The 19,288-nt window shown below is 58.5% G+C and carries 14 protein-coding genes; 4 read left to right on the top strand and 10 right to left on the bottom strand.

The features are described 5' to 3' along the window. Nucleotides 1-7: 7 nt before the first annotated feature. Nucleotides 8-1,591 (bottom strand): sensor domain-containing diguanylate cyclase, encoded by a 1,584-nt coding sequence (locus FPL19_RS07920; protein WP_150911907.1) that lies wholly within the window; start codon nucleotides 1,589-1,591, stop codon nucleotides 8-10. Between the two features lie 101 nt (nucleotides 1,592-1,692). Here FPL19_RS07920 and ybaK point away from each other — a divergent pair, with 101 nt between their 5' ends. Further along, nucleotides 1,693-2,163 (top strand): Cys-tRNA(Pro) deacylase, encoded by a 471-nt coding sequence (ybaK, locus tag FPL19_RS07915; RefSeq protein ID WP_150911906.1) that lies wholly within the window; start codon nucleotides 1,693-1,695, stop codon nucleotides 2,161-2,163. Here the strand turns inward: ybaK and FPL19_RS07910 are convergent. The 8 genes from FPL19_RS07910 to FPL19_RS07875 form a co-directional block, all read right to left on the bottom strand. Beyond that, nucleotides 2,160-4,412, bottom strand: a complete 2,253-nt coding sequence (locus FPL19_RS07910) for an NADP-dependent isocitrate dehydrogenase (protein WP_150911905.1) — start codon at nucleotides 4,410-4,412, stop codon at nucleotides 2,160-2,162. The two genes, ybaK and FPL19_RS07910, sit on opposite strands and share 4 nt — an antisense overlap. Before the next feature lie 351 nt (nucleotides 4,413-4,763). After that, nucleotides 4,764-6,755: an acetoacetate--CoA ligase gene (locus FPL19_RS07905; RefSeq protein WP_150911904.1), complete on the bottom strand. Its 1,992-nt coding sequence runs from the start codon at nucleotides 6,753-6,755 to the stop codon at nucleotides 4,764-4,766. Nucleotides 6,756-6,771: 16 nt separating this feature from the next. Then, nucleotides 6,772-7,551, bottom strand: a complete 780-nt coding sequence (locus FPL19_RS07900; RefSeq protein ID WP_150911903.1) for a 3-hydroxybutyrate dehydrogenase — start codon at nucleotides 7,549-7,551, stop codon at nucleotides 6,772-6,774. Nucleotides 7,552-7,562: 11 nt separating this feature from the next. Further along, complete coding sequence (locus tag FPL19_RS07895; protein WP_150911902.1) at nucleotides 7,563-8,927, bottom strand: TRAP transporter large permease; 1,365 nt, start codon at nucleotides 8,925-8,927, stop codon at nucleotides 7,563-7,565. Next, nucleotides 8,927-9,559 (bottom strand): TRAP transporter small permease subunit, encoded by a 633-nt coding sequence (locus FPL19_RS07890; protein ID WP_150911901.1) that lies wholly within the window; start codon nucleotides 9,557-9,559, stop codon nucleotides 8,927-8,929. The genes FPL19_RS07895 and FPL19_RS07890 overlap by 1 nt, the downstream gene beginning before the upstream one ends. A 116-nt stretch (nucleotides 9,560-9,675) precedes the next feature. Beyond that, on the bottom strand, nucleotides 9,676-10,728 hold the full coding sequence (locus FPL19_RS07885) for a TRAP transporter substrate-binding protein (RefSeq protein WP_150911900.1): 1,053 nt from the start codon (nucleotides 10,726-10,728) through the stop codon (nucleotides 9,676-9,678). 323 nt (nucleotides 10,729-11,051) lie between these two features. Then, a complete protein-coding gene (locus tag FPL19_RS07880; protein WP_150911899.1) occupies nucleotides 11,052-12,464 on the bottom strand; it encodes a sigma-54 interaction domain-containing protein in 1,413 nt (470 codons plus the stop codon). Nucleotides 12,465-12,609: 145 nt separating this feature from the next. Next, complete coding sequence (locus FPL19_RS07875) at nucleotides 12,610-14,709, bottom strand: 3-hydroxybutyrate oligomer hydrolase family protein (protein ID WP_150911898.1); 2,100 nt, start codon at nucleotides 14,707-14,709, stop codon at nucleotides 12,610-12,612. A 385-nt stretch (nucleotides 14,710-15,094) separates the two neighbouring features. Between FPL19_RS07875 and FPL19_RS07870 the strand changes: the two genes are divergently transcribed. Beyond that, nucleotides 15,095-15,994: an alpha/beta hydrolase gene (locus FPL19_RS07870; protein WP_150911897.1), complete on the top strand. Its 900-nt coding sequence runs from the start codon at nucleotides 15,095-15,097 to the stop codon at nucleotides 15,992-15,994. On the opposite strand, the gene FPL19_RS07865 is transcribed toward FPL19_RS07870, so the two are convergent. Further along, nucleotides 15,984-16,343, bottom strand: coding sequence for a DUF6164 family protein (locus FPL19_RS07865; RefSeq protein WP_150911896.1), 360 nt, complete (start codon nucleotides 16,341-16,343; stop codon nucleotides 15,984-15,986). The genes FPL19_RS07870 and FPL19_RS07865 overlap by 11 nt on opposite strands. A 98-nt stretch (nucleotides 16,344-16,441) precedes the next feature. On the opposite strand from FPL19_RS07865, the gene FPL19_RS07860 reads away from it, so the two are divergent. After that, the gene (locus FPL19_RS07860) at nucleotides 16,442-17,827 is read left to right on the top strand and encodes a DUF2868 domain-containing protein (RefSeq protein WP_150911895.1); all 1,386 of its coding nucleotides are present in this window, start codon (nucleotides 16,442-16,444) and stop codon (nucleotides 17,825-17,827) included. Next, nucleotides 17,827-19,257: a GTPase/DUF3482 domain-containing protein gene (locus FPL19_RS07855; RefSeq protein WP_150911894.1), complete on the top strand. Its 1,431-nt coding sequence runs from the start codon at nucleotides 17,827-17,829 to the stop codon at nucleotides 19,255-19,257. Before FPL19_RS07860 ends, FPL19_RS07855 begins: the two co-directional genes overlap by 1 nt. The last annotated feature ends 31 nt before the right edge of the window (nucleotides 19,258-19,288 follow it).

Below are 19,288 nucleotides of genomic sequence, written 5' to 3'. Positions count from 1 at the left end.
TCAACCTTCATTTTGATAAAGACGTAGGACCGGTGTTACCAGGTGATGCTACTACAACCCGATTGCGCCCGGCGGCTTTGGCCTGATACATGGCCTGATCAGCCGCGGCAATTAGCGCCGATGCGTCCTCGCCATGATCCGGAAAAATCGCGACACCCACGCTCATGGTCAGATTCACTGACCGACCATTGTCCAACTGCTGCGGGGATGACGCCACCAGCTGTCGCAGGCGCTCAGCGCTCTGTTCGGCTTCGCTGACGTCCATTTCCGGCAGCACGACAATGAACTCCTCACCACCGAAACGGCTGACAAAGTCCACCTGACGAATCCGCGAAGACAGGAGCTCACTGAATCCGCAGAGTACTTTATCGCCGGCAGCATGCCCCAACTGGTCATTGACCTGTTTGAAATGGTCCAGGTCAATCCAGAGCAGGGCCAGGGACCGCTGGTAACGCCGGGCCCGCGAAATCTCCTCCTCCAGCAGCCGGGTCGCCTCGCGGCGGTCCAGAAGGCCCGTCAAGGCATCGCGGGTTGCCATTACCGATAATTCTTCCTCCAGCACCTTGCGATCCGTGATGTCGATGATAATGCCTTCCAACACCAACTCGTCACCATCCGCGACGGCCCGGCCACGTTCCCAGACCCAGACCTTTCCACCGTCCTTGCGGTCGACAGAGTATTCCAGAGAGAACGGCTCGGCGCTGCCTATGGCGGTTTCCACCTCGCGGACCAGACGGTCGTTCTCGTCGCCGCTGATGAGGCTGGCCCAACTGATAACCCGATTATCCAGCAGCTCCTCCGGATCATAGCCGGTCAGATCACGGCAGCCGCTGGAGACAAACTTCATGGTCCAGTGCTCATCATAAAGACACCGGTAGGCCATGCCCGGCAGATTGTCCATCAGGGTGACGAGCTGCCGGTCCCGGCGTCGGATGGTATTTTCAGCAGCACGGATATCGGTCACATCCTGGCCAATAGCGATGGTACCAGCCGGTTCATCACCTTCTACGCCTTCGAGAGTGCTGGTATACCAGGAAATCACACGCTCCTGACCCTGCTTGGTCAGGATAGTGGTTTCAAAACCGACCATAGCGTCTTCATTCCTGAGAACTTCGGCGACTTTTTCGAGAATTTTCTCCCTGACGTCGGGGTCCGGGTACATCAGTTCCCACACCTGATCGGAGTGCATCACCTCGTCCCGGCGATACCCGGTAATCTCCTCTGCGGCCCGGTTCCACAGAACGATACGCCCCTTAGAGTCCAACACATTGATCCATACACTGGCCTGATCAATGACTTTCTCCCGGAAACGGTTTAGCCGCAGGATTTCATTCCTCTGCCTGGCATGAAGTGACAGCAAGGCTCGATCTTTGGAAAGCTGACGATAGAGAATCGCAAACAGCACCAGCCCGGTCACCAGCACGAACAGCGTGCCCTTGTAGGTCTGGGCAAGGCTCAAGGCCTCCGCGTCCTTAAACCATTGGGCCACAATGGCGTCAGAAAAAGTGATCCATAACCAGCCGACAAATAGGTAGGACAGGACAATCCAGAGCGAGCGCCTGATCGGAGTGCGACCTTTCAGTTTTTGCATTCACACCATCCCTGATTGAACATCTTGACCTCCGCGCCGGAGCTGTCTCTGCGCTAAGCTTAGCCTAAACTCTGGCAGATGTGACCCACAGGAGAGGCCAATTGACCCCGGGAATAAAAGCTGCCGACCGTGCAGGTATAGAATACTCATTACACGATTACAAACATGACCCGGATGCGGAATCCTGGGGACTTGAGGCTGCCGAGAAACTGGGAGTTGATCCCGGTCAGGTGTTTAAAACACTGGTGGCTATTCTGGACGGAAAGGAACTGATTGTCGGCATGGTGCCGGTCAACGCCATGCTTAACCTGAAACAGCTGGCCAGAGCGGCAGGAGGCAAGAAAGCAGCCATGGCGGATCGCCAGACAGTGGAACGCAGCACCGGCTATGTGCTTGGCGGGGTCAGTGCGCTGGGGCAGAAGAAACGTCTGCGGACATTTATCGACGCTTCGGCAGAGAAGTTTGAAACCCTGTTTATCAGTGCCGGCCGGCGCGGGCTCGACATTGAGCTGGCGCCGGCGGCTCTGACCGCTGTTACCGGGGGTACACTAGCCCCCCTGAAACAGGACTAGACGATTTCCTTCACGGACTCCCGGGCATCAGCCAGGATCTTGTTGAAGGTTTCGCTAGGCTGCATGATCTTGCAGACCTTCTCCGCAGGCGGATGATAATAGCCGCCGATGTCCGCAGGATGGCCCTGGATCACGCTCATTTCTTCAAGGATTTTGTCCTTGTTGTCTTCCAGCTGCTTTGACAGCTTCTCGAAGAAGGTCTTCAGATCCTTGTCGCTGTCCTGGTTTGCCAGTTCTTCCGCCCAGTAACGGGCCAGATGGAAATGGCTGCCACGGTTGTCCAGCTCCCCGGTGTTACGGGAAGGCGACTGGTTGTTTTCCAGCAGGCGCTCGGTGGCCTTGTCCAGGGTCAGACCCAGCAGGCGGGCACGCTCGTTGTTCTGCTTCTCGCCAAGCTCTTCAAGAGACACCGCCGTTGCCAGAAATTCACCCAGTGAATCCCAGCGCAGGTGGTTTTCCTGTAGCAACTGCTGCACGTGCTTGGGCGCAGAGCCGCCAGCACCGGTTTCGTAAAGGCCGCCGCCGTTGAGCAGCGGTACGATAGACAGCATTTTGGCACTGGTGCCCAGTTCCAGAATCGGGAACAGGTCAGTCAGGTAATCCCGCAGCACGTTGCCGGTAACGGAGATGGTATCGAGACCGCGAATCAGGCGCTCCATGGTCCAGCGAATGGCGCGTACCGGCGACTTGATGAGGATTTCCAGGCCGTCGGTGTCGTGCTCCTTCAGGTACATCTCGACTTTCTTGATCAGCTCCGCGTCGTGCGGGCGCTCGTCGTCCAGCCAGAACAGGGCCGGCATGCCAGTGGCACGGGCGCGGTTAACAGCCAGCTTGACCCAGTCGCGAATCGGCAGATCCTTGGTCTGGCAGGCACGCCAGATGTCGCCTTTCTCGACCTTGTGTTCGGTCAGCACGGTGCCATCTTCGGCAACGACGCGCACGATGCCGTCTTCCTTGATTTCATAGGTCTTGTCGTGGGAGCCGTATTCCTCGGCTTTCTGCGCCATCAGGCCAACGTTTGGAACAGTACCCATGGTGGTGGGGTCGAACGCGCCGTGGGTCTTACAGAAGTTGATCACTTCCTGGTAGATGGTGGCGTAGGTGGACTCCGGCATCACTGCCTTGGTGTCTTTGAGCTTGTTGTCCCGTGCCCACATCTTGCCAGAGTTGCGGATCATCGCCGGCATGGAGGCATCCACGATGACGTCGCTGGGGACGTGCAGGTTGGTGATGCCTTTGACCGAATCCACCATGGCGATTTCCGGACGGTGCTCGTAGCAGGCGTGCAGGTCTTCCAGAATCTGCTCCTGCTTGGATTCCGGCAGCTGCTTGATCTTTTCGGTAACGCTGGACAGGCCGTTATTGGCGTTCACGCCCAGCTCGTCGAACAGCTCGCCGTACTTGTCGAACAGCTCCTTGTAGAAAATCTTCACCGCATGGCCGAACACGATCGGATGGGAGATTTTCATCATGGTGGCTTTGACGTGCAGCGAGAACATCACGCCGGTTTTCTCGCAATCCTCGATGCAGTCCTCGAAGAATTTGCGCAGGGCCTTGCAGCTCATGAACATGCCGTCCAGCACTTCTCCTTCCTGCAGGGGCAGCTCACTTTTCAGGACGGTCTGCTTGCCCTGTTTGTTCTCAAACACGATACGGGCAGTCGTGGCCTTATCCAGCGTCAGGGACTGCTCGTTGGAATAGAAATCGCCGCCGCGCATATGGGCCACGTGGGTCCGAGAGGCCGCGCTCCACTCACCCATGGAATGGGGGTGCTTGCGCGCAAACGCTTTCACCGCCGTGGGTGCGCGACGGTCCGAGTTACCTTCCCGCAGGACCGGATTTACCGCACTGCCCAGCACTTTGGAGTAGCGGGCCTGGATTTCTTTCTCTTCGTCGGTCTGCGGATTTTCCTTGTACTCGGGAACCTTGTAGCCCTGCTCGTTCAATTCCTTTATCGCCGCCCTTAGCTGGGGAATCGAGGCGCTGATGTTGGGCAGCTTGATGATGTTGGCTTCGGGATCTTTAGTAAAATCACCCAGGGCTTTCAGATCATCCTCAACCTGTTGGTCTTTCTCCAGGTAGTCGGGAAACAGGGCGAGAATACGCGCCGCCAGAGAGATGTCGCTGGTGCCGAATTCAATGCCTGCCGGCTTGGCGTAGGTTTCAAGTATGGGTAGAAGTGACCGTGTGGCGAGAGCGGGGGCCTCGTCGGTCAGGGTGTAGATGATCTTGGCTTTGGATGATGTCATTTTCGTCCTCAGGCTAATAGGTGAGTTCAGGACGGCCATGGCCTGGTCAGTGGTCTTGTGAACTTCTGACCTTGCAATGACTGATTCGGAAACATGTGATAGGCCTACTAGGATAGCATTTTTTCGCCTTTCCAGCTTACGATTTTAGTAGAAGGACGGACCCCAAGTTCGCGAAAACCTGTGACAGGGTGATGAAATGCGGCGAATTTACGAAACTTACGGGCTTTTGGGGTTTGCGGGCATTCGTGGTGGGGCGGGGAATTTCGGAAATTCCCCGCCCCACCACTTGATGTACCTTGTTCGCGCCTTCCGTAGGTCTGATTAGGCGAAGCCGTAATCCGACAAACCAGCTCACGCTTTCGGCAATAACCCAGCTTCCGAGAAACTCTCACCAATCCGGTCCAACGCCTCCGGATTTGCCAGCGCATCCCGGTTATCCGCTTTGCTGGAGCCATTGATCAAACGGGCCACCGCCAACTCTACCTTCTTCCCACTGCGGGTGTAGGGAATGTCCGGCACCTCGATAATGTGCTTCGGAACATGTCGTGGGCTGGCGCCGGAGCGGATCCGGGATTTCAGGGTTTTCTGCAGCTCGTCGGTCAGGGCCTGGCCCTCGGCGGGAACCACCAGCAACACGACTTCCACGTCGCCGTCGATCTGTCGGCCCACTACCAGGCTGTCTTTCACCTCGTTGATGGTTTCCACCTGGCGGTAGATCTCGGCGGTGCCGATCCGGACTCCGCCTGGGTTCAGGGTGGCGTCAGAGCGGCCGTAAATGATAGCGCCGCCGTGTTCGGTGAACTCGATGAAATCGCCATGGGCCCAGACGCCGGGGAAAGTATCGAAATAGGCGCTGCGGTAGCGCTCGCCGTCCGGGTCGTTCCAGAAGCGCACGGGCATGGACGGCAGCGGCTGGCGGCAGACCAGTTCCCCCCTGCCTTCGCTGACGGGCTTGCCATCATCGTCGTAGGCCACGGCATCGACACCCAGGAAGCGACACTGGATTTCCCCGCGGCGTACGGGCAGCAATGGCGTAGAACCCACGAAGCAGCCGCATATGTCGGTTCCGCCGGCAATAGAGCCCAGCAGGGCATCAGGGGCGCCGTTGCCATAAACCCAGTCGTAGTCTTCCGGCAAGAGCGGTGATCCAGTGGAGAACACCACCCTCAGCGCGCTCAGATCGAGCGTTTTTGCCGGAGCCAGTTCGGCCTTGCGACAGCCCGCAATGAAGCGGGCACTGGTGCCATAGTGGGTGATCTTCTCATCAGCCACCACCTGCCAGAGGTAGTTCAGATCCGGGTAACCGGGAGAGCCGTCGACGGTGATCACTGCCGCACCGGTGAGCAGGGCAGATGCCTGCCAGTTCCACATCATCCAGCCGCAGGTAGTGAAATAGAGGAAGCGGTCATCCGGTCCCACATCACCGTGCAGCATCAACTCCTTGGCGTGATTCACCAGCAGGCCGGCATTGCCGTGAACAATACACTTTGGCTTTCCGGTAGTGCCGGAGGAATAAAGGATATACACCGGATGATCCGGTGGCAGAGGCGTAAATGAAGGCGCCTGGCCCTGCCCTTCGGCAAGGGCATCGTTCCAGTGGGTAACAAGGTCCCCTGGTATGGCAGCTTCCCCCGGCAATTGTTCGATACTGACCGCGCAGCGCAGGGTTGGCAGGCCATCAATCAGGCCGGCAAAGTCGTCCTGGCGGTTGAACACCTTGCCGCCATAGCCATAGCCATTGACGACAATCAGCGCTGCGGGCTCAATCTGACCGAAGCGGTCCAGAATCGCGCCAACGCCGAAATCCGGCGACGCAGAACTCCAGATAGCCCCCAGACTGGTGGTCGCCAACATACCTACCAGAGCCTCGTAACCGTTGGTCACCACCCCGGCTACACGGTCGCCCTGCTGGATACCCTTATTGCGCAGGAAGGTTTCCAGGGCGCCGGTATCGGCCTTCAGTTGCGCATAGCTCCGGCGCAGTACCGGGCGGGTTTCGCAGTAAGCCACCACGGCTTCGCGGTCAGCATGCTCACCCTCCGCCAGCCGCAATAGGTTGGCGGCAAAGTTGAGCTTCATGCCCGGAAACCATTCCGCGCCCGGCATATCACGCTTTCCCAGCACCTTCTCCGCCGGGGTGTCGCACACAAGGCCACAGTAGTCCCAGACCTTTTGCCAGAAGGTCTCCAGATCATCAATCGACCACTGGTGCAGGGCGTGGTAGTCGGCAAACGGCCCGAAGCCCTGTCGCTCAAGCCAGGCCTTGAAACGGCCCATTTGGCAGTTCCTCATTGTCGCTTCCGAGGGAGACCAGACTACCGGTGATTGTTCTGTGTTACTCATCCGTCTCTCCTGTTGCTTACTGCATATGCCAGCCATGGCTGACCACGATAGACTGTCCGGTCAGTGCCGCCGAGGGGAAAGCTGCCAGGTGCACCGCCAGCTCGGCAACATCTTCCAGGGTGGTGAACTTGCCGTCGACGGTGTTCTTCAGCATCACCTTGCTGATCACCTCCTCCTCGGAGATACCCAGCTCCTTCGCTTGTTCCGGTATCTGCTTGTCCACCAGCGGCGTGCGGACAAATCCCGGGCAGATAATGTTGCTGCGTACACCATGCTCCGCCCCTTCTTTTGCCACCGCACGGCACAGGCCCAGCATGCCGTGCTTGGCGGCTACATAGGGCGCCTTCAGCGGCGAGGCCTCGAGGGAATGGACCGACCCCATGTAAAGCATGGTGCCACCCCCACCGGCGTACATCTGCTTGAGAGCCGCCCGGGTAACCAGAAAAGCCCCATCCAGGTGGACACTGATCACTTTGCTCCAGTCGGCAAAGGCGAGCTTGTGCACCGGGTCGATATGCTGGACACCAGCGTTGGCCAGGGCAATATCCAGCCCTCCCCACTTGTCGACGATAGCAGCAATACCCTGCTCAACTGCCTCTTCATTGGTGACGTCCATGGCAAGGGCCATGGCCGTGCCACCGGCGCGCTCTATGGCGTCAACCGCTTCGCGGGCACTCTCAAGGGTGAGGTCGGCGACGGCAACGCGCGCACCCTCACGGCCATACTGCTCGGCAATAGCCCGGCCAATGCCGCGTCCCGCGCCGGTAATCAGGGCGACTTGGTTTTCTAGACGCATTTTTGATCTCCTTATTTGTAAGCCACGCCGGGCAGCCAGGTAGCGATTTCGGGCACCAGGAATACGATGGACAGTCCCACTAACTGAATGATGATGAAGGGTATTACACCCTTGTAGATGTCCATCACGTTGATTTCCGGCGGCGCAACACCCTTGATATAGAACAGGGCAAAGCCTACCGGCGGCGTCAGGAACGAGGTCTGCAGGCACATGGCGAAGAGGATGGTGAACCACACCAGATCAAAACCCAGCGTTTGAACCACCGGGGCCACCAGCGGAAGGATAATAAGGGTGATCTCGACCCAATCCAGGAAGAAGCCAAGCAGGAACACCGCAAACAGAATCGTCAGCACCACGCCATAGGGGCCAAAGGGCAGTCCCAACAGCGCGTCTTCGATGACCTGGTCGCCACCCAGGCCCCGCAGTACCACGGAGAATGCCGTCGCACCCAGGAAAATGGCAAATATGAACGCCGCCGTGCGGGTCGTCTGTTGCAACGAGGAGTTGAGCACTTCCAGGTTCAGGCGTCTTGCCATCAACGCCAGCAAAAGCGCCCCCAGAGCACCGACACCGGAAGCCTCCGTGGGCGTGGCGATACCCGCAAAGATGGAACCCAGAACACCCAGGATCAGCGCGGCCGTTGGAACAACGGCTTTTGCCACTTCCCACACGATACCCCAGGACACTTTTTCAGTGCCCGCTGGCACCGGTGCAATGTGGGGTTGCAGCATGGGCCGGATGATAGCGTAGGCCACATACATGGCGCCCAGCATCAGGCCGGGGAAGAAGGCACCCATAAACAGATCGCCCACTGACGCCTCTGGTACCGCCAGCCGGTCTGCCATCAGCACCAGCATAATGGACGGGGGGATCAGTATTCCCAGGGTGCCAGTGGCACAGGCAGTGCCTACGGCAAAACCCTTGTCATACTTGTTTTCCATCATCACCGGCAGGGAAAGCATCCCCAGAAGCACCACGGAGGCACCGATAATACCGGTGGTGGCTGCCAGCAGTACGCCGATCACAATGACCGTGACTGCATAGCCACCGCGAACCGCCCCAAAGAGCTTTACCATGGCATTCATCAGTCTTTCGGCGACACCGGACTGGTCAAGCATGATACCCATGAAGATAAACATGGGCAGAGCTACAAGGGTTTCGCTGTTTACGATGCTCCATATCCGCTCAGGCACAAGCCCCATGGAGGACGAATAATCAAACCAGAGATTGGCACCAAAATTTTCAACGGCGACGACGCCAATGACTGTCCAGATGACTGCGGTGCCACCCAACACCCAGGCCACCGGATAACCGGTCATCAACAGGGCGCCGAACGTCAGGAACATGCCGATTACAAAAACAACTTCGAGCTCCATCAGGACGCATCCTCATTCTTGTTATCGCCGGACTCGATCCGGATTGGCTTTGGAAAGCCGAAAAGTAGAGCCGTTACCTTCAGCAATCGGGAGAGGGCTGCGACAATCAGAAGCACAAACGACAATGCCAGAATGCTCTTGAGAACCCAGCGGTAGGGAAGCCCGGCCGGCGCCTGGCTGGTCTCGCCCTGTTGCCAGGAACTGAAGGCGTAGGGGATCATTTCGTAGACCGCCATCCCGAGAAACGGTAACAACAGGAATAACAGGCCTAACAGTTCAATCCAGGCCTGGCCTTTCAGGGACAGGCGTTCATGAATCACGTCGACCCTTACATGATCATCGGTGACCAGCGTGTAGCCGAGACCCAATAACCAGCCTGCACCGGCCAGATGCCACTGGACTTCTTCCAGGGTGACCGAGCCCATGCCAAAGGCATAGCGCCCCACCACTGCGTAGATAATCACGCCGGTGACCACGACCCATAGCCAGGAAGCACTCTTGCCGATTGCCGAAATGGCACGATCCATAACCCGGCTGGGCCAGGTTGTCGGAAATTTCGTGTGGTGATGAATAAACTGACCGGCGTCCGACGCCCGCGCACCCGGCGGTGAGTCTTTATCAGACACTCCCATACAACAGCTCCTCGTTCAGAAAGCCTGCCGTGAAACAAGGATGGCCCCGCAGGGCCATCCAGAGTTGATCATAGCGCACCGGAATTTCTTCCGGCGATCAGAGTCAGCCCCGACCCTTAGAGGTCCGTCGGAACATAGGCACGTGAATCCCACACCTTGTAGGTTTCCATGAACTCGTTCTGGCTTTCATAGACGCGCTTGAAGTCCGCATCCTTGGATGCTTCCTCTTCAAGCACCTGTTCGGTCACTTCCTGCAGCTGTTTCAGAACGTCACGGGGAATCTGGTCGGCCTGAACGCCCTTGTCCTGGAACTCGGCCAGCACCTTGCCGTTCTTGTACTCACCCTCAGCCAGACCACGAGTGGTCGCCGCGGTGCATGAAGCCTCAACCAGCGCCTTCTGGGCGTCAGTGGTGCGATTCCACTCATCCTTGTTGATCAGCATATACTGGGCTGTGAACTGCTGATGCCAGCCCGGGAACAGGTTGTACTTGACCACCTGATTGAAACCGAGGATCTGGTCAATGGCGGGCATGGAAAATTCAGTGGCATCAATGGTGCCTTTTTCCAGTGCCTGGTAGAGTTCTCCGCCGGGCATCATGGTGACAGAGGCTCCCAGTTTCTCGAGCACCTTGCCGCCGAGGCCGGCGAAACGAATCTTCAGGCCTTTGTAATCTTCCAGTGTTTTGATGGGTTCCGCGTACCAACCCGCTGTTTCAGGCCCGATAATGCCGCAGAGCTGGGCGTGCACGTCAAAGCCCTTGTTGGCATAGACTTCCTGCAACATTTCATGACCACCGCCATAGTAGTACCAGGCAGTGTAGGCCCAGGGCTTCATACCGAAAGGCACAGCCGCAAACAGCGGAATCGCAGGTACCTTGCCCTGGTCGTAACCGATCCAGGTATAACCGGCTTCAACCTTGCCATCGGAAACCGACTGCAAAATGTCGAAAGGAGGAACCAGTTTACCGGGTTCATAAACACGAACCTGGAGGCTACCACCGGAGGCCGTCGTCAGGTTGTCTGCCACCCAGGCAGCGGGGGATCCAAGGCCCGGAAGATTGGTGGCGAAAGCAACTGGCAATTTCCAACGCAGGTCCTCGGCAACCGCGGATCCTGTGGTCAGAGCGATCGCGCCGGCGATACCTGTAAGCGCCTTCAAGAGTTTCATTGGCAAGTCTCCTAGCATTGTTATTGTATGACCGACCGGAACTGGAAACCGGGGTGGCCTGAACGATGCGCCACCAGAACATGCAGACCACTTATACAGGCGGACACAGGATGCCGTCCCCAAAGTGCCATTTTGTTGTCTGCGTTATTCTGGCGACTTCCCCAGAACTGTAGCAGTGACTGTGCCAAGGATTTTTTATTCAATATTTTCAGACAGATACATATTTACTTTGTTTATTGAAAGGCCGCTTTGTCCAGGTTTCAGGACACTTTTAGACCGTAGTCGTAAGTATTTGTGCGGATATTGGGACAGGCGTCCGGATTTCAGGACAGTTTTCGCAGCTTTTCATAGAGCACGGATCGGGAAATACCCAGCATCTTGGCAGCCTTGGTACGGTTTCCACGGCTGGCTACCAGAGCGTCTTCAATCGCCTGGGACTCAGCGTCGGCAAGGGTTTTGGCCAGTGGGCGGACCGGCTGGGATGTGAGAGAAGACACCGGCCGGGTACGACCGCGGGGCAATACCTTGAACACCAGGTCGGCATCCAGCAGCCCGCTCTCCTCACCCATGGTAAGGGCTCGTTCCAGCACATTTCGCAATTCACGGATGTTGCCGGGCCAGTCGTACCCGCCCAGGGCGGCCACACCTGCATCGGTGATTTCACCACGCATGTCCAGCCCTTCGCAGATTTCGTCCAGCAACGCTTCACACAGCACCCCCAGGTCCGCCAGCCGGTCCCGTAAGGGAGGAATAGGGATTTCCAGAACATTCAGCCGGTAATACAGATCCGACCGGAATTCGCCATCGGCAATCATCGCTTCGAGATTGCGACTGGTGGCTGCAATTACCCGCACGTCCACCGACGTCACTTTATTGGAACCCAGTGGCTCGATTTCCCCTTCCTGCAGTGCACGCAGTAGTTTGGCCTGAAGCGGCAGGGGCATATCCCCGACTTCATCCAGAAACAGGGTTCCGCCGTTGGCGAGATGGAACTTGCCTTCCCGTGTACGGCGGTCCGCACCAGTGTAGGCACCGGGGGCGACACCAAAGAATTCCGCCTCCAGAAGGTTGTCGGGAATAGCCGCCAGGTTCACTCCCACGAAGGGTTTATCGGCCCGTGCAGACACCGAATGAATAGCCTGCGCCAGAACCTCTTTACCGGTACCGGTTTCGCCCAGCAACAGAACGGGCATGTCGCGACCAGCGGCAAGACGCGCCCGCCGTTTGACCTCCAGCGCAGCCGGGCTGGCCCCCACAAAGTCCGCCAGGTTGTAGCGGGTACCCCGCGCTTTCTTGGCCAGGGCCTTGCGAGCCGCAGCCAGATCCTGGTGCAGCCGGCGATACTTGGACACCAGCGGCGTCAGTGGCTGCAGGTCGTCATAAAGCACAAAGGCCACCGCGCCAATGACCCGGCCTTCATCATCGTAAAAAGGCAACCGAGTGACCACCAACTGCTGCTGGTTATGTTCCATGATGTCCAGTAGCAGGGGTTTGCCGCTCTCCACCACTTCCGGCATGCGGGTCTGGGGAATTACCTGACGCACAGGCTTGCCGATAACGGATTTTGGATCGCCAAGACCCAACAGATTGGCATAGCTGCTATTGATCCAGGTAATACGGCTTTCATGATCGACCGCAATAGCACCGGCACTGGCTTCCTCGAACATGGGGAAGATCGCTTCAATCAGATCCCTGGTCAGGCCACTTTTATTGTTTTCAGTAAATAGCTCTGTCATGGAACCTGGGTCACCGGCTTGGATGTTCTGCATAAGATACCTGAGGCACCCGGCAATCCGGGTGCAGTGACGGAAGTATATGGCGCCCCCGGAACAGGGGCAAACACTGCCGGCCGAGCGCTACCCGGACCGGCTTTCGGTGACATCAGTCCGGAATCTGGACCTGATCGTTGCTGAACAGAATGCGGTCGCCAGCATCCGGGTTAGCGGCAATCGGAGTCAGGTTGGCGACCGACAGGGGGTTCGTTATGTCGCCCCGGGGAACGGTCCTTACCACCTGGCTTGGCGGCAGATCCTGCTTGTCAGTGAGATTCGCCCAAACCAGATCCAGCGCCTCGAAGTAGTAGTGATGCAGCGGCACGTATCGATCTGCAATGCCCGGAAATCCGTTGAGGACATCCAGGTGATGGGCATTGAGAATCTCGTAGTACCTCAGGTTGCTATCGCTACCTTCCACCCGCTGATTCAGGCCAAAGTAGGGACGCGAGGTGTGGTTGATGGGCAGAATGGCATCCGACCGACCGGTGACGAACACCGTCGGTTTTCCGCGCAGGTTTCCGCTGGCACGGATGGCGTCGATTCCGTCGGCAATGCGCTCAGACCAGGCCGCCGCATCTCCAGTCAGGGGCGCATCGGCAACCACGTCTGTGCCCAGGGCGAGATTCCTCAGACACAGAAGTGCGTCCAGGCCATAGTCCTGCTGGCTAGTGCTGGGTGAGGCGCTGACCGCCAGATTGGTGGGCTGGCCTTCGGCATTGTCGTACACCAGATTCACCCCGGCGCTGGGGGGAATCCCGTTGCTTGCCGAGAAGAGCGCAGCCTCCTGTGTTGAGGTGATCGGTGTCACCGCACCACCTGCACCGGTCGCCGCCAGGCTGACGCCACACAACCGGTCCTCAACCCCGGCCTGACCGTATGCATTGGCGTAGGTCACGGAAATACTCTGGGCCACAGCCAGCCCGAAATGTACGGGCGCCAGAAGATTCTGCTCTGGCTGGATACCCACTTCTTCCTCCAGGATGCGCAGCGCATCAGAGGCTCGATCATCGGTCGTCGCGCCCGTCACCAGCCCCTTGTTGGCCAGCGAGTTACAGATATTCTCTGCGACGGTAAAGTTATTAAAAACCGAATTCAGCGGCGCCACATCACGAACCTCTGGCGCAATGTTGGCGCAGCCCTGATACACCGCCAGCGCCGTGGTGTAGTCCAACAGGCTTCGGCTGTGCTCGGCTAATGCCGGGCCGTTGCCCTGGCGGATGGTAAAGCTGGTGTCCACCTGTGGATTGACATTGGGTTCGGATACCGCGACACCGTCGATCAGGCCGTTTTCATCCAACTCCGCTGCCCGCACCGAGGCGCCACCACCGTTGGATACGCTGGACGCAATAACAAGGGTCTTTTTCGGCTTGATCTTGATGACCGTGCGCCCATTCCCGGTTTCCTGACCGAATTTTTCATTTAGCACATAAAAGCCAAACTCAATCGACTGAAGCACATGCCGGCCCCAGTCTGCCTCCGGATTCACTTTCGAATGTGCGTGCTTGTAGGCAAAGCGGTCCGGCCAGGCGGTATCAAAATCACCTCTGGCTGTGTCATCGAGGTCGGCACGGAACTGAACGGGTTCTTCGGTTTGAGTCAGTGTGCCATCAATACGCTGAGCGGAATTGGTTGCCAGGTTATGGGAACCGGTACCCGAGCCCTTGTCGGTGTAGACCACGGCGCAGCCTTTTTTCAGGCCCCACTCACCGGCTGTGCCTATCGCTCCGTAGATACCACGAGAACCCGAAGACGGCGCTGTTACCATGCAAGCATTCTTCGGGTCAAAGCTGTCCGGGATCTGAACCATGACCGTGACCGGAACGTCACTGCCTTCCACCGTCATAAAGGCCAGGGTTTCTTCGCCCGAAATCAGGCCTTCGCCGCTACGATCCACCTGCGGACCGAAGAATTCACCGTAACCACCCCCCGGCACGGTATCGACCAGTGCTCGATAGTTGTTGTAGATGGCGAGTGTGCGAAGCTCCTCGGCGGTCGGATTGATCGGGTCATTAAACGCCGGGGCGGCAGGATTGGCGAGGCCGCTTGCGCCCAGCCCACCCGTGAGAAGGTCGTTGGTAACGCCATCATACTGCGTTGTCGTCACACTGCCTTGAACGAAATCCGGGAGCTGATTGAAGGGTAACTTGCAGCCTGCACCGGTGAGCGCTACCGCGCTGATCAGGCCGTATCTGAGTATCTTTTTCATAATTGTTCCCTGTTGTTATTGTTTGACATTATTTTTACAGAGGAACCCGGCTGACCAGATAAACACCGGGCACCGCCGGGGTGCCCTATGCGTATCCTGTGCCAAATATGCATATGAATGATTTTTATTGATTTTTCCCTGGTGTCTCTCAGGTCACGATGAAAGCTTCCGGTTTTCCGGACACCTGGCTTGCCTTTCGTCACCGGATAAATTGAGACGACGCCAGCTGCTGAAGGGCCTGATTGCGAAATGTCCTGAATGCAGGACGCTGTCCCGAAATCCGGACATACCCGGTCGAAGCCCGCATCCTGGCAATGGATATGGCGCATCCGCAGGCGACATCCGAACGTATGACAATGACTTGGTTTATGACCCAGGACAATCAATGAAACTTTTTACTTTCCTGGCGACACTAACGGTCACCGCTCTGGCAGGCTGTGCATCCCATAAAAACGCACCTGAGCAGTCGGCACCCTTACCCGATACAGAATTCCGCGTTGAAAGCGTTGTCGTCTACACCCCCGCAGACTGGCCGGAGCCGCTGCAGGCCGATATTTACGTCCCAAAGCGGAAAGGTTCTGGACCCGGTGTTATGTTGGTTCATGGCGGTGGCTGGGAAAGACGCTCTCGGGACGACATGACCTGGATTGCAGAAGAACTGGCGGGGCGGGGCTTCGTCGTGATGAACATCGACTACCGCTTCGCTCCCGAATACACCTTCCCCAGCCAGCTTTATGATCTCCAGCTCGCCATGAACTGGTTACACTCCCGAGCCGATACCTACGGACTGGAACGGGACGCCATTGGCGCCTTCGGCTTTTCCTCCGGCGCTCACCTGGTCAGCCTGATGGCGCTGGTGGCTGACACCGGCCACCCCCTCAATGAACCCCATGGCGGCGCAAAGGCCAGACCCGTGGCGGTCGTTGCCGGCGGGTTGCCGGCCGACCTGCGCGCCTTCGGTTCCGGTAAACTGATCCGGCAGTTCCTGGGCGGCGAGCAGTCAGAGATCCCGGAGGTTTACGAAACCGCGTCACCCATCACCCACATCACCGCCAGCGCACCGCCGTTTTTCCTGTTTCATGGCGGCATGGACATGTTGGTACCGGTCACTCAGGCCGAGAGTTTTCGGGCGGAACTGAATGAACATCAGGTTGAAAACGAGCTCTACCTGATGCATCTGAGAGGACACGTCACCAGCTTCCTGACCGCGGGGACGGTTCTGGATGAGGCGGCGGATTTTCTTATCCGTCACACCCGCCAGGAGCAGCAGGCACTCAAAGATTGATGAAAGGCGCCAGGCTGAAACCGAGGATAACCAGGATGGCAATGCAGGCTGCCAGGGTGGTCACCGGCTTGTGGCGGAGGCGATGCCAGAAACCACCCACTCGCCCTTCGATCAGGTCCTGTCTGAAGGCTTTCCGCTGACGCTCCAGCCGTTCTTTCTGGTAGCTATCCAGCAGCTCCCGGGCTCGCCTGGCCTCTTCGCCATCATGAACCCAGAAACCGCCCATGCTGATACCCCAGCGGCTTGGCGGCGTTTCGTAGAAGGGAACCTCGTTTTCCTCGAACAGCGCGCGGATTTCATCCGCTTCGTCGTCGGGCACATGGCGCAGGTTCATCAGATGGTGAGGCATGGTAGGTCTGTTGTCAGGAATTGATATACCCTTATCCTAGCACCATCCTGGCACCCCCGGGCAGGCCGCACTTCATACCGAATCGAACAGGAATGTCCATGGCAGACAGCAGATTACGGAGACTACTGGCGTTTGACCGCCAGGTAAGGCGCGACCGGGCGCAGTCTCCGGTGTTTCTCCATCGGCGCGACCGTCGCTTTGCCCTGGATTGCCAGGACAGGAATCAGGCCCCATCCATCGACCGCTGGCTGGCACATCTTGCACGGGTTGGTGGTCTGGATGACACCGGCGACATCAAAGCGCAAAGCCAGGTTCTGTCGGGATGGCATCGGCTGATGCTGGCATTCACTCTGGTGGGGCTGATTGCCGGCGCTCTTGCCATGGCGGGGTTGCTCTACTACGAGGGAGGTCAACGCATCAACCTCACGGCGTTACTGGCTTTCGCCGCCCTGCAGACTCTGCTGGCGCTGATCACCATCGTACAATCCGCCGTCGAATGGCAGCCTTGGCGACCGTTGTTGCGGCGTTTCATGCCAGGCGTCAGCGATTCAGCCCTGCGCCCCCTGATGCCAGCGTTGATGGCCCGTATTGCCCATGCCGGTGGCGTGTGCTTTGGTCTGGCCGGGGTGGCTACACTGCTGGTGCTGGTGGTGATTCAGGACCTGGCTTTCGGCTGGAGCACTACCCTGAGCACCGGCGCTGAAGGTTACCACCGCCTGCTTGCCGCCCTTGCCTGGCCCTGGCAGCACCTATGGCCCGCTGCCGTGCCGGAACTGTCACTGGTGGAAGCCACCCGCTTCTTCAGGGCCGAAAGCACCGATGCGCAGACGGCGCCCGAACGTTGGGGCCAGTGGTGGCCCTTCGTGATGATGGTCTGGCTGGTCTATGTCGTGTTTCCAAGACTGGTGGGCCTTGCCCTGGCCCAGTGGCAAATCCACCGCGGCGCCCGGCGCGCACTGGCGGGCCATCCCGGCATGATAGCGCTGGAATACCGCATGGAAACCCCCACCGTGGACACTGGCAATGAACACAATGATGCCGCCGACAGCCCGGACGTACAGACCGCCGCCCAGTGTCGGGATCTGCCCGACAGCCAGATTCTGATCTGCTGGTCCGGCGCCGGCGACCCGGAGTTACCCGACAGTCTGACAGCGAGTCACCTGCTAACCGAATCCGCCGGCGGCCAGCGTTCTCTGGAGGACGACCTACACACCATTGAACGCTGCGGCGAATTGCTAGCGAAACAGAGCAAACCGGCCGTCACCCTGGTCACCCGCGCCTGGGAGCCGCCCATTGCCGAACTGGCAGACTTCATTGAACAGGCCCGTCAGCGCTGGCCGAAAAAAACCCGGGTTGCGCTGCTGCCCCTGGCCACCGCCCCTACATTGGCAGCCAGTCCGTCGCAGCTCGCCCAGTGGCTGCGTTTCGCGGACAGACTGAAGGATGACCGCGTGTTCATCAGCCAGCCGGAGGGCATGAACTGATGCCACAGACCCCCGTATTCGCCGTGGTTGGCCACCCCAACAAGGGCAAATCCAGCATTGTGGCCACCCTGTCCCAGAACGACGCCATCGCCATTGCCCTGGAGCCTGGCACCACCCGCAAGCGACAGGACTATCCCCTGTCGGTGGACGGGCACGTTGTCTACACCCTGGTTGATACGCCGGGTTTTCAGCGCCCCAGACGGGTTCTGGAGTGGCTCGAAGCCCACAGTGTGTCCGCCTCTGACCGGGCCGATACCGTCAGCGCTTTCGTAAACCAGTTCAGCGACGACCCACGCTTCAAAGACGAATGTCAGTTACTGGCTCCACTGGCTGAAGGCGCCGGCATCATCTACGTGGTGGACGGCTCGATCCCCTACAGCCCCCAGCACGAAGCCGAAATGACCATCCTGCGCTGGACCGGCCAGCCCAGCCTCGCGCTGATTAACAGCATCGGCCCGGAGGATTTCAGCGACACCTGGGAACGCGCATTGGGCCAGTTCTTCCAGGTTGTGCGACGCTTCGATGCGGTACGTGCCCCTTTCGACCAGCACCTGAGCCTGCTGAAAACCTTCGGTCAGCTGGAGCCGGCCTGGGAAGAGCCCCTGAGCGAGGCCACTCGTTATCTGTCCGAACAGCGGATTCAGCGCAGACGCGAGACCGCCAGCCTGATCGCCGATACCCTGGAGCGCATGATGTCGTTTCGGGAAAAACGCACGCTGACCCTGCAGCAGACCGCTGAAATCTCTGATCAGACGCTGGCAGAGCAGCTGCGCGACCAGTGGTACAAAAACCAGCGCAAGAAAGAAGAACACCTGCGGATTGCCATTGAGCGGTTGTACCAGCACAACCGTATTCAGCGTCAGGAAGCGGAACTGGCCTGGCACAGTGAACACGACCTGTTCAGTGAACGCAGTCGTTCGGCCTGGGGCGTGGATAGGCGATACCTGGCCACCGCCGGTTTTGGCGCGGGCGCTGTCAGCGGTGCGGGGATCGACGCGGTGACGCTGGGGCACTCGTTGGGCACCGGCGCGCTGATTGGCGGACTGGTCGGCGCGGCAGGCAGCTATTTCTATGGTGACCGGCTGACACTGCCCGTCCTGAATACCGGAATACTCAAGGACGGCCTGCGTACCGCCACCTTCGGTCCTGTACAGGACAGCCAATTCGGCTATGTTGTATTGGGAAGGGCAATAAACCACTGGTGGCATGTCAGCCAGCGTAACCATGCGGGCCGCGATCTGCTGGACCTGGCTCCGGCCGATGATCACTGGCTGGAGTATCTGGATCGCAGTCATCGCCGGGACATTCATCGGATGCTTGATCGGTGCCGTAAAAAGCGATCGATAGATGACCAGACACGCCAGGATTTTGTTGCTGCGATCGGCGCCGCCATGGACGCCTTCGACCAATGGCGCTTGAATCAGACATGACGCTGGTGTTTATACTGAATGGTAAGGCCAT

Origin of the sequence: Marinobacter halotolerans, assembly GCF_008795985.1 — a bacterium.
Taxonomy (GTDB): domain Bacteria; phylum Pseudomonadota; class Gammaproteobacteria; order Pseudomonadales; family Oleiphilaceae; genus Marinobacter; species Marinobacter halotolerans.
This window is presented reverse-complemented; position numbering and strand designations above follow the sequence as displayed.

What these genes read in the sequence shown, in the direction of transcription:
- FPL19_RS07890 (WP_150911901.1), bottom strand. Translation starts at nt 9,559, where the DNA reads ATGGGAGTGTCTGATAAAGACTCACCGCCGGGTGCGCGGGCGTCGGAC.
- FPL19_RS07855 (WP_150911894.1), top strand. Translation starts at nt 17,827, where the DNA reads ATGCCACAGACCCCCGTATTCGCCGTGGTTGGCCACCCCAACAAGGGC.
- FPL19_RS07910 (WP_150911905.1), bottom strand. Translation starts at nt 4,412, where the DNA reads ATGACATCATCCAAAGCCAAGATCATCTACACCCTGACCGACGAGGCC.
- FPL19_RS07900 (WP_150911903.1), bottom strand. Translation starts at nt 7,551, where the DNA reads ATGCGTCTAGAAAACCAAGTCGCCCTGATTACCGGCGCGGGACGCGGC.
- FPL19_RS07875 (WP_150911898.1), bottom strand. Translation starts at nt 14,709, where the DNA reads ATGAAAAAGATACTCAGATACGGCCTGATCAGCGCGGTAGCGCTCACC.
- FPL19_RS07865 (WP_150911896.1), bottom strand. Translation starts at nt 16,343, where the DNA reads ATGCCTCACCATCTGATGAACCTGCGCCATGTGCCCGACGACGAAGCG.
- FPL19_RS07885 (WP_150911900.1), bottom strand. Translation starts at nt 10,728, where the DNA reads ATGAAACTCTTGAAGGCGCTTACAGGTATCGCCGGCGCGATCGCTCTG.
- FPL19_RS07895 (WP_150911902.1), bottom strand. Translation starts at nt 8,927, where the DNA reads ATGGAGCTCGAAGTTGTTTTTGTAATCGGCATGTTCCTGACGTTCGGC.
- FPL19_RS07920 (WP_150911907.1), bottom strand. Translation starts at nt 1,591, where the DNA reads ATGCAAAAACTGAAAGGTCGCACTCCGATCAGGCGCTCGCTCTGGATT.
- FPL19_RS07880 (WP_150911899.1), bottom strand. Translation starts at nt 12,464, where the DNA reads ATGACAGAGCTATTTACTGAAAACAATAAAAGTGGCCTGACCAGGGAT.
- FPL19_RS07905 (WP_150911904.1), bottom strand. Translation starts at nt 6,755, where the DNA reads ATGAGTAACACAGAACAATCACCGGTAGTCTGGTCTCCCTCGGAAGCG.
- FPL19_RS07870 (WP_150911897.1), top strand. Translation starts at nt 15,095, where the DNA reads ATGAAACTTTTTACTTTCCTGGCGACACTAACGGTCACCGCTCTGGCA.
- FPL19_RS07860 (WP_150911895.1), top strand. Translation starts at nt 16,442, where the DNA reads ATGGCAGACAGCAGATTACGGAGACTACTGGCGTTTGACCGCCAGGTA.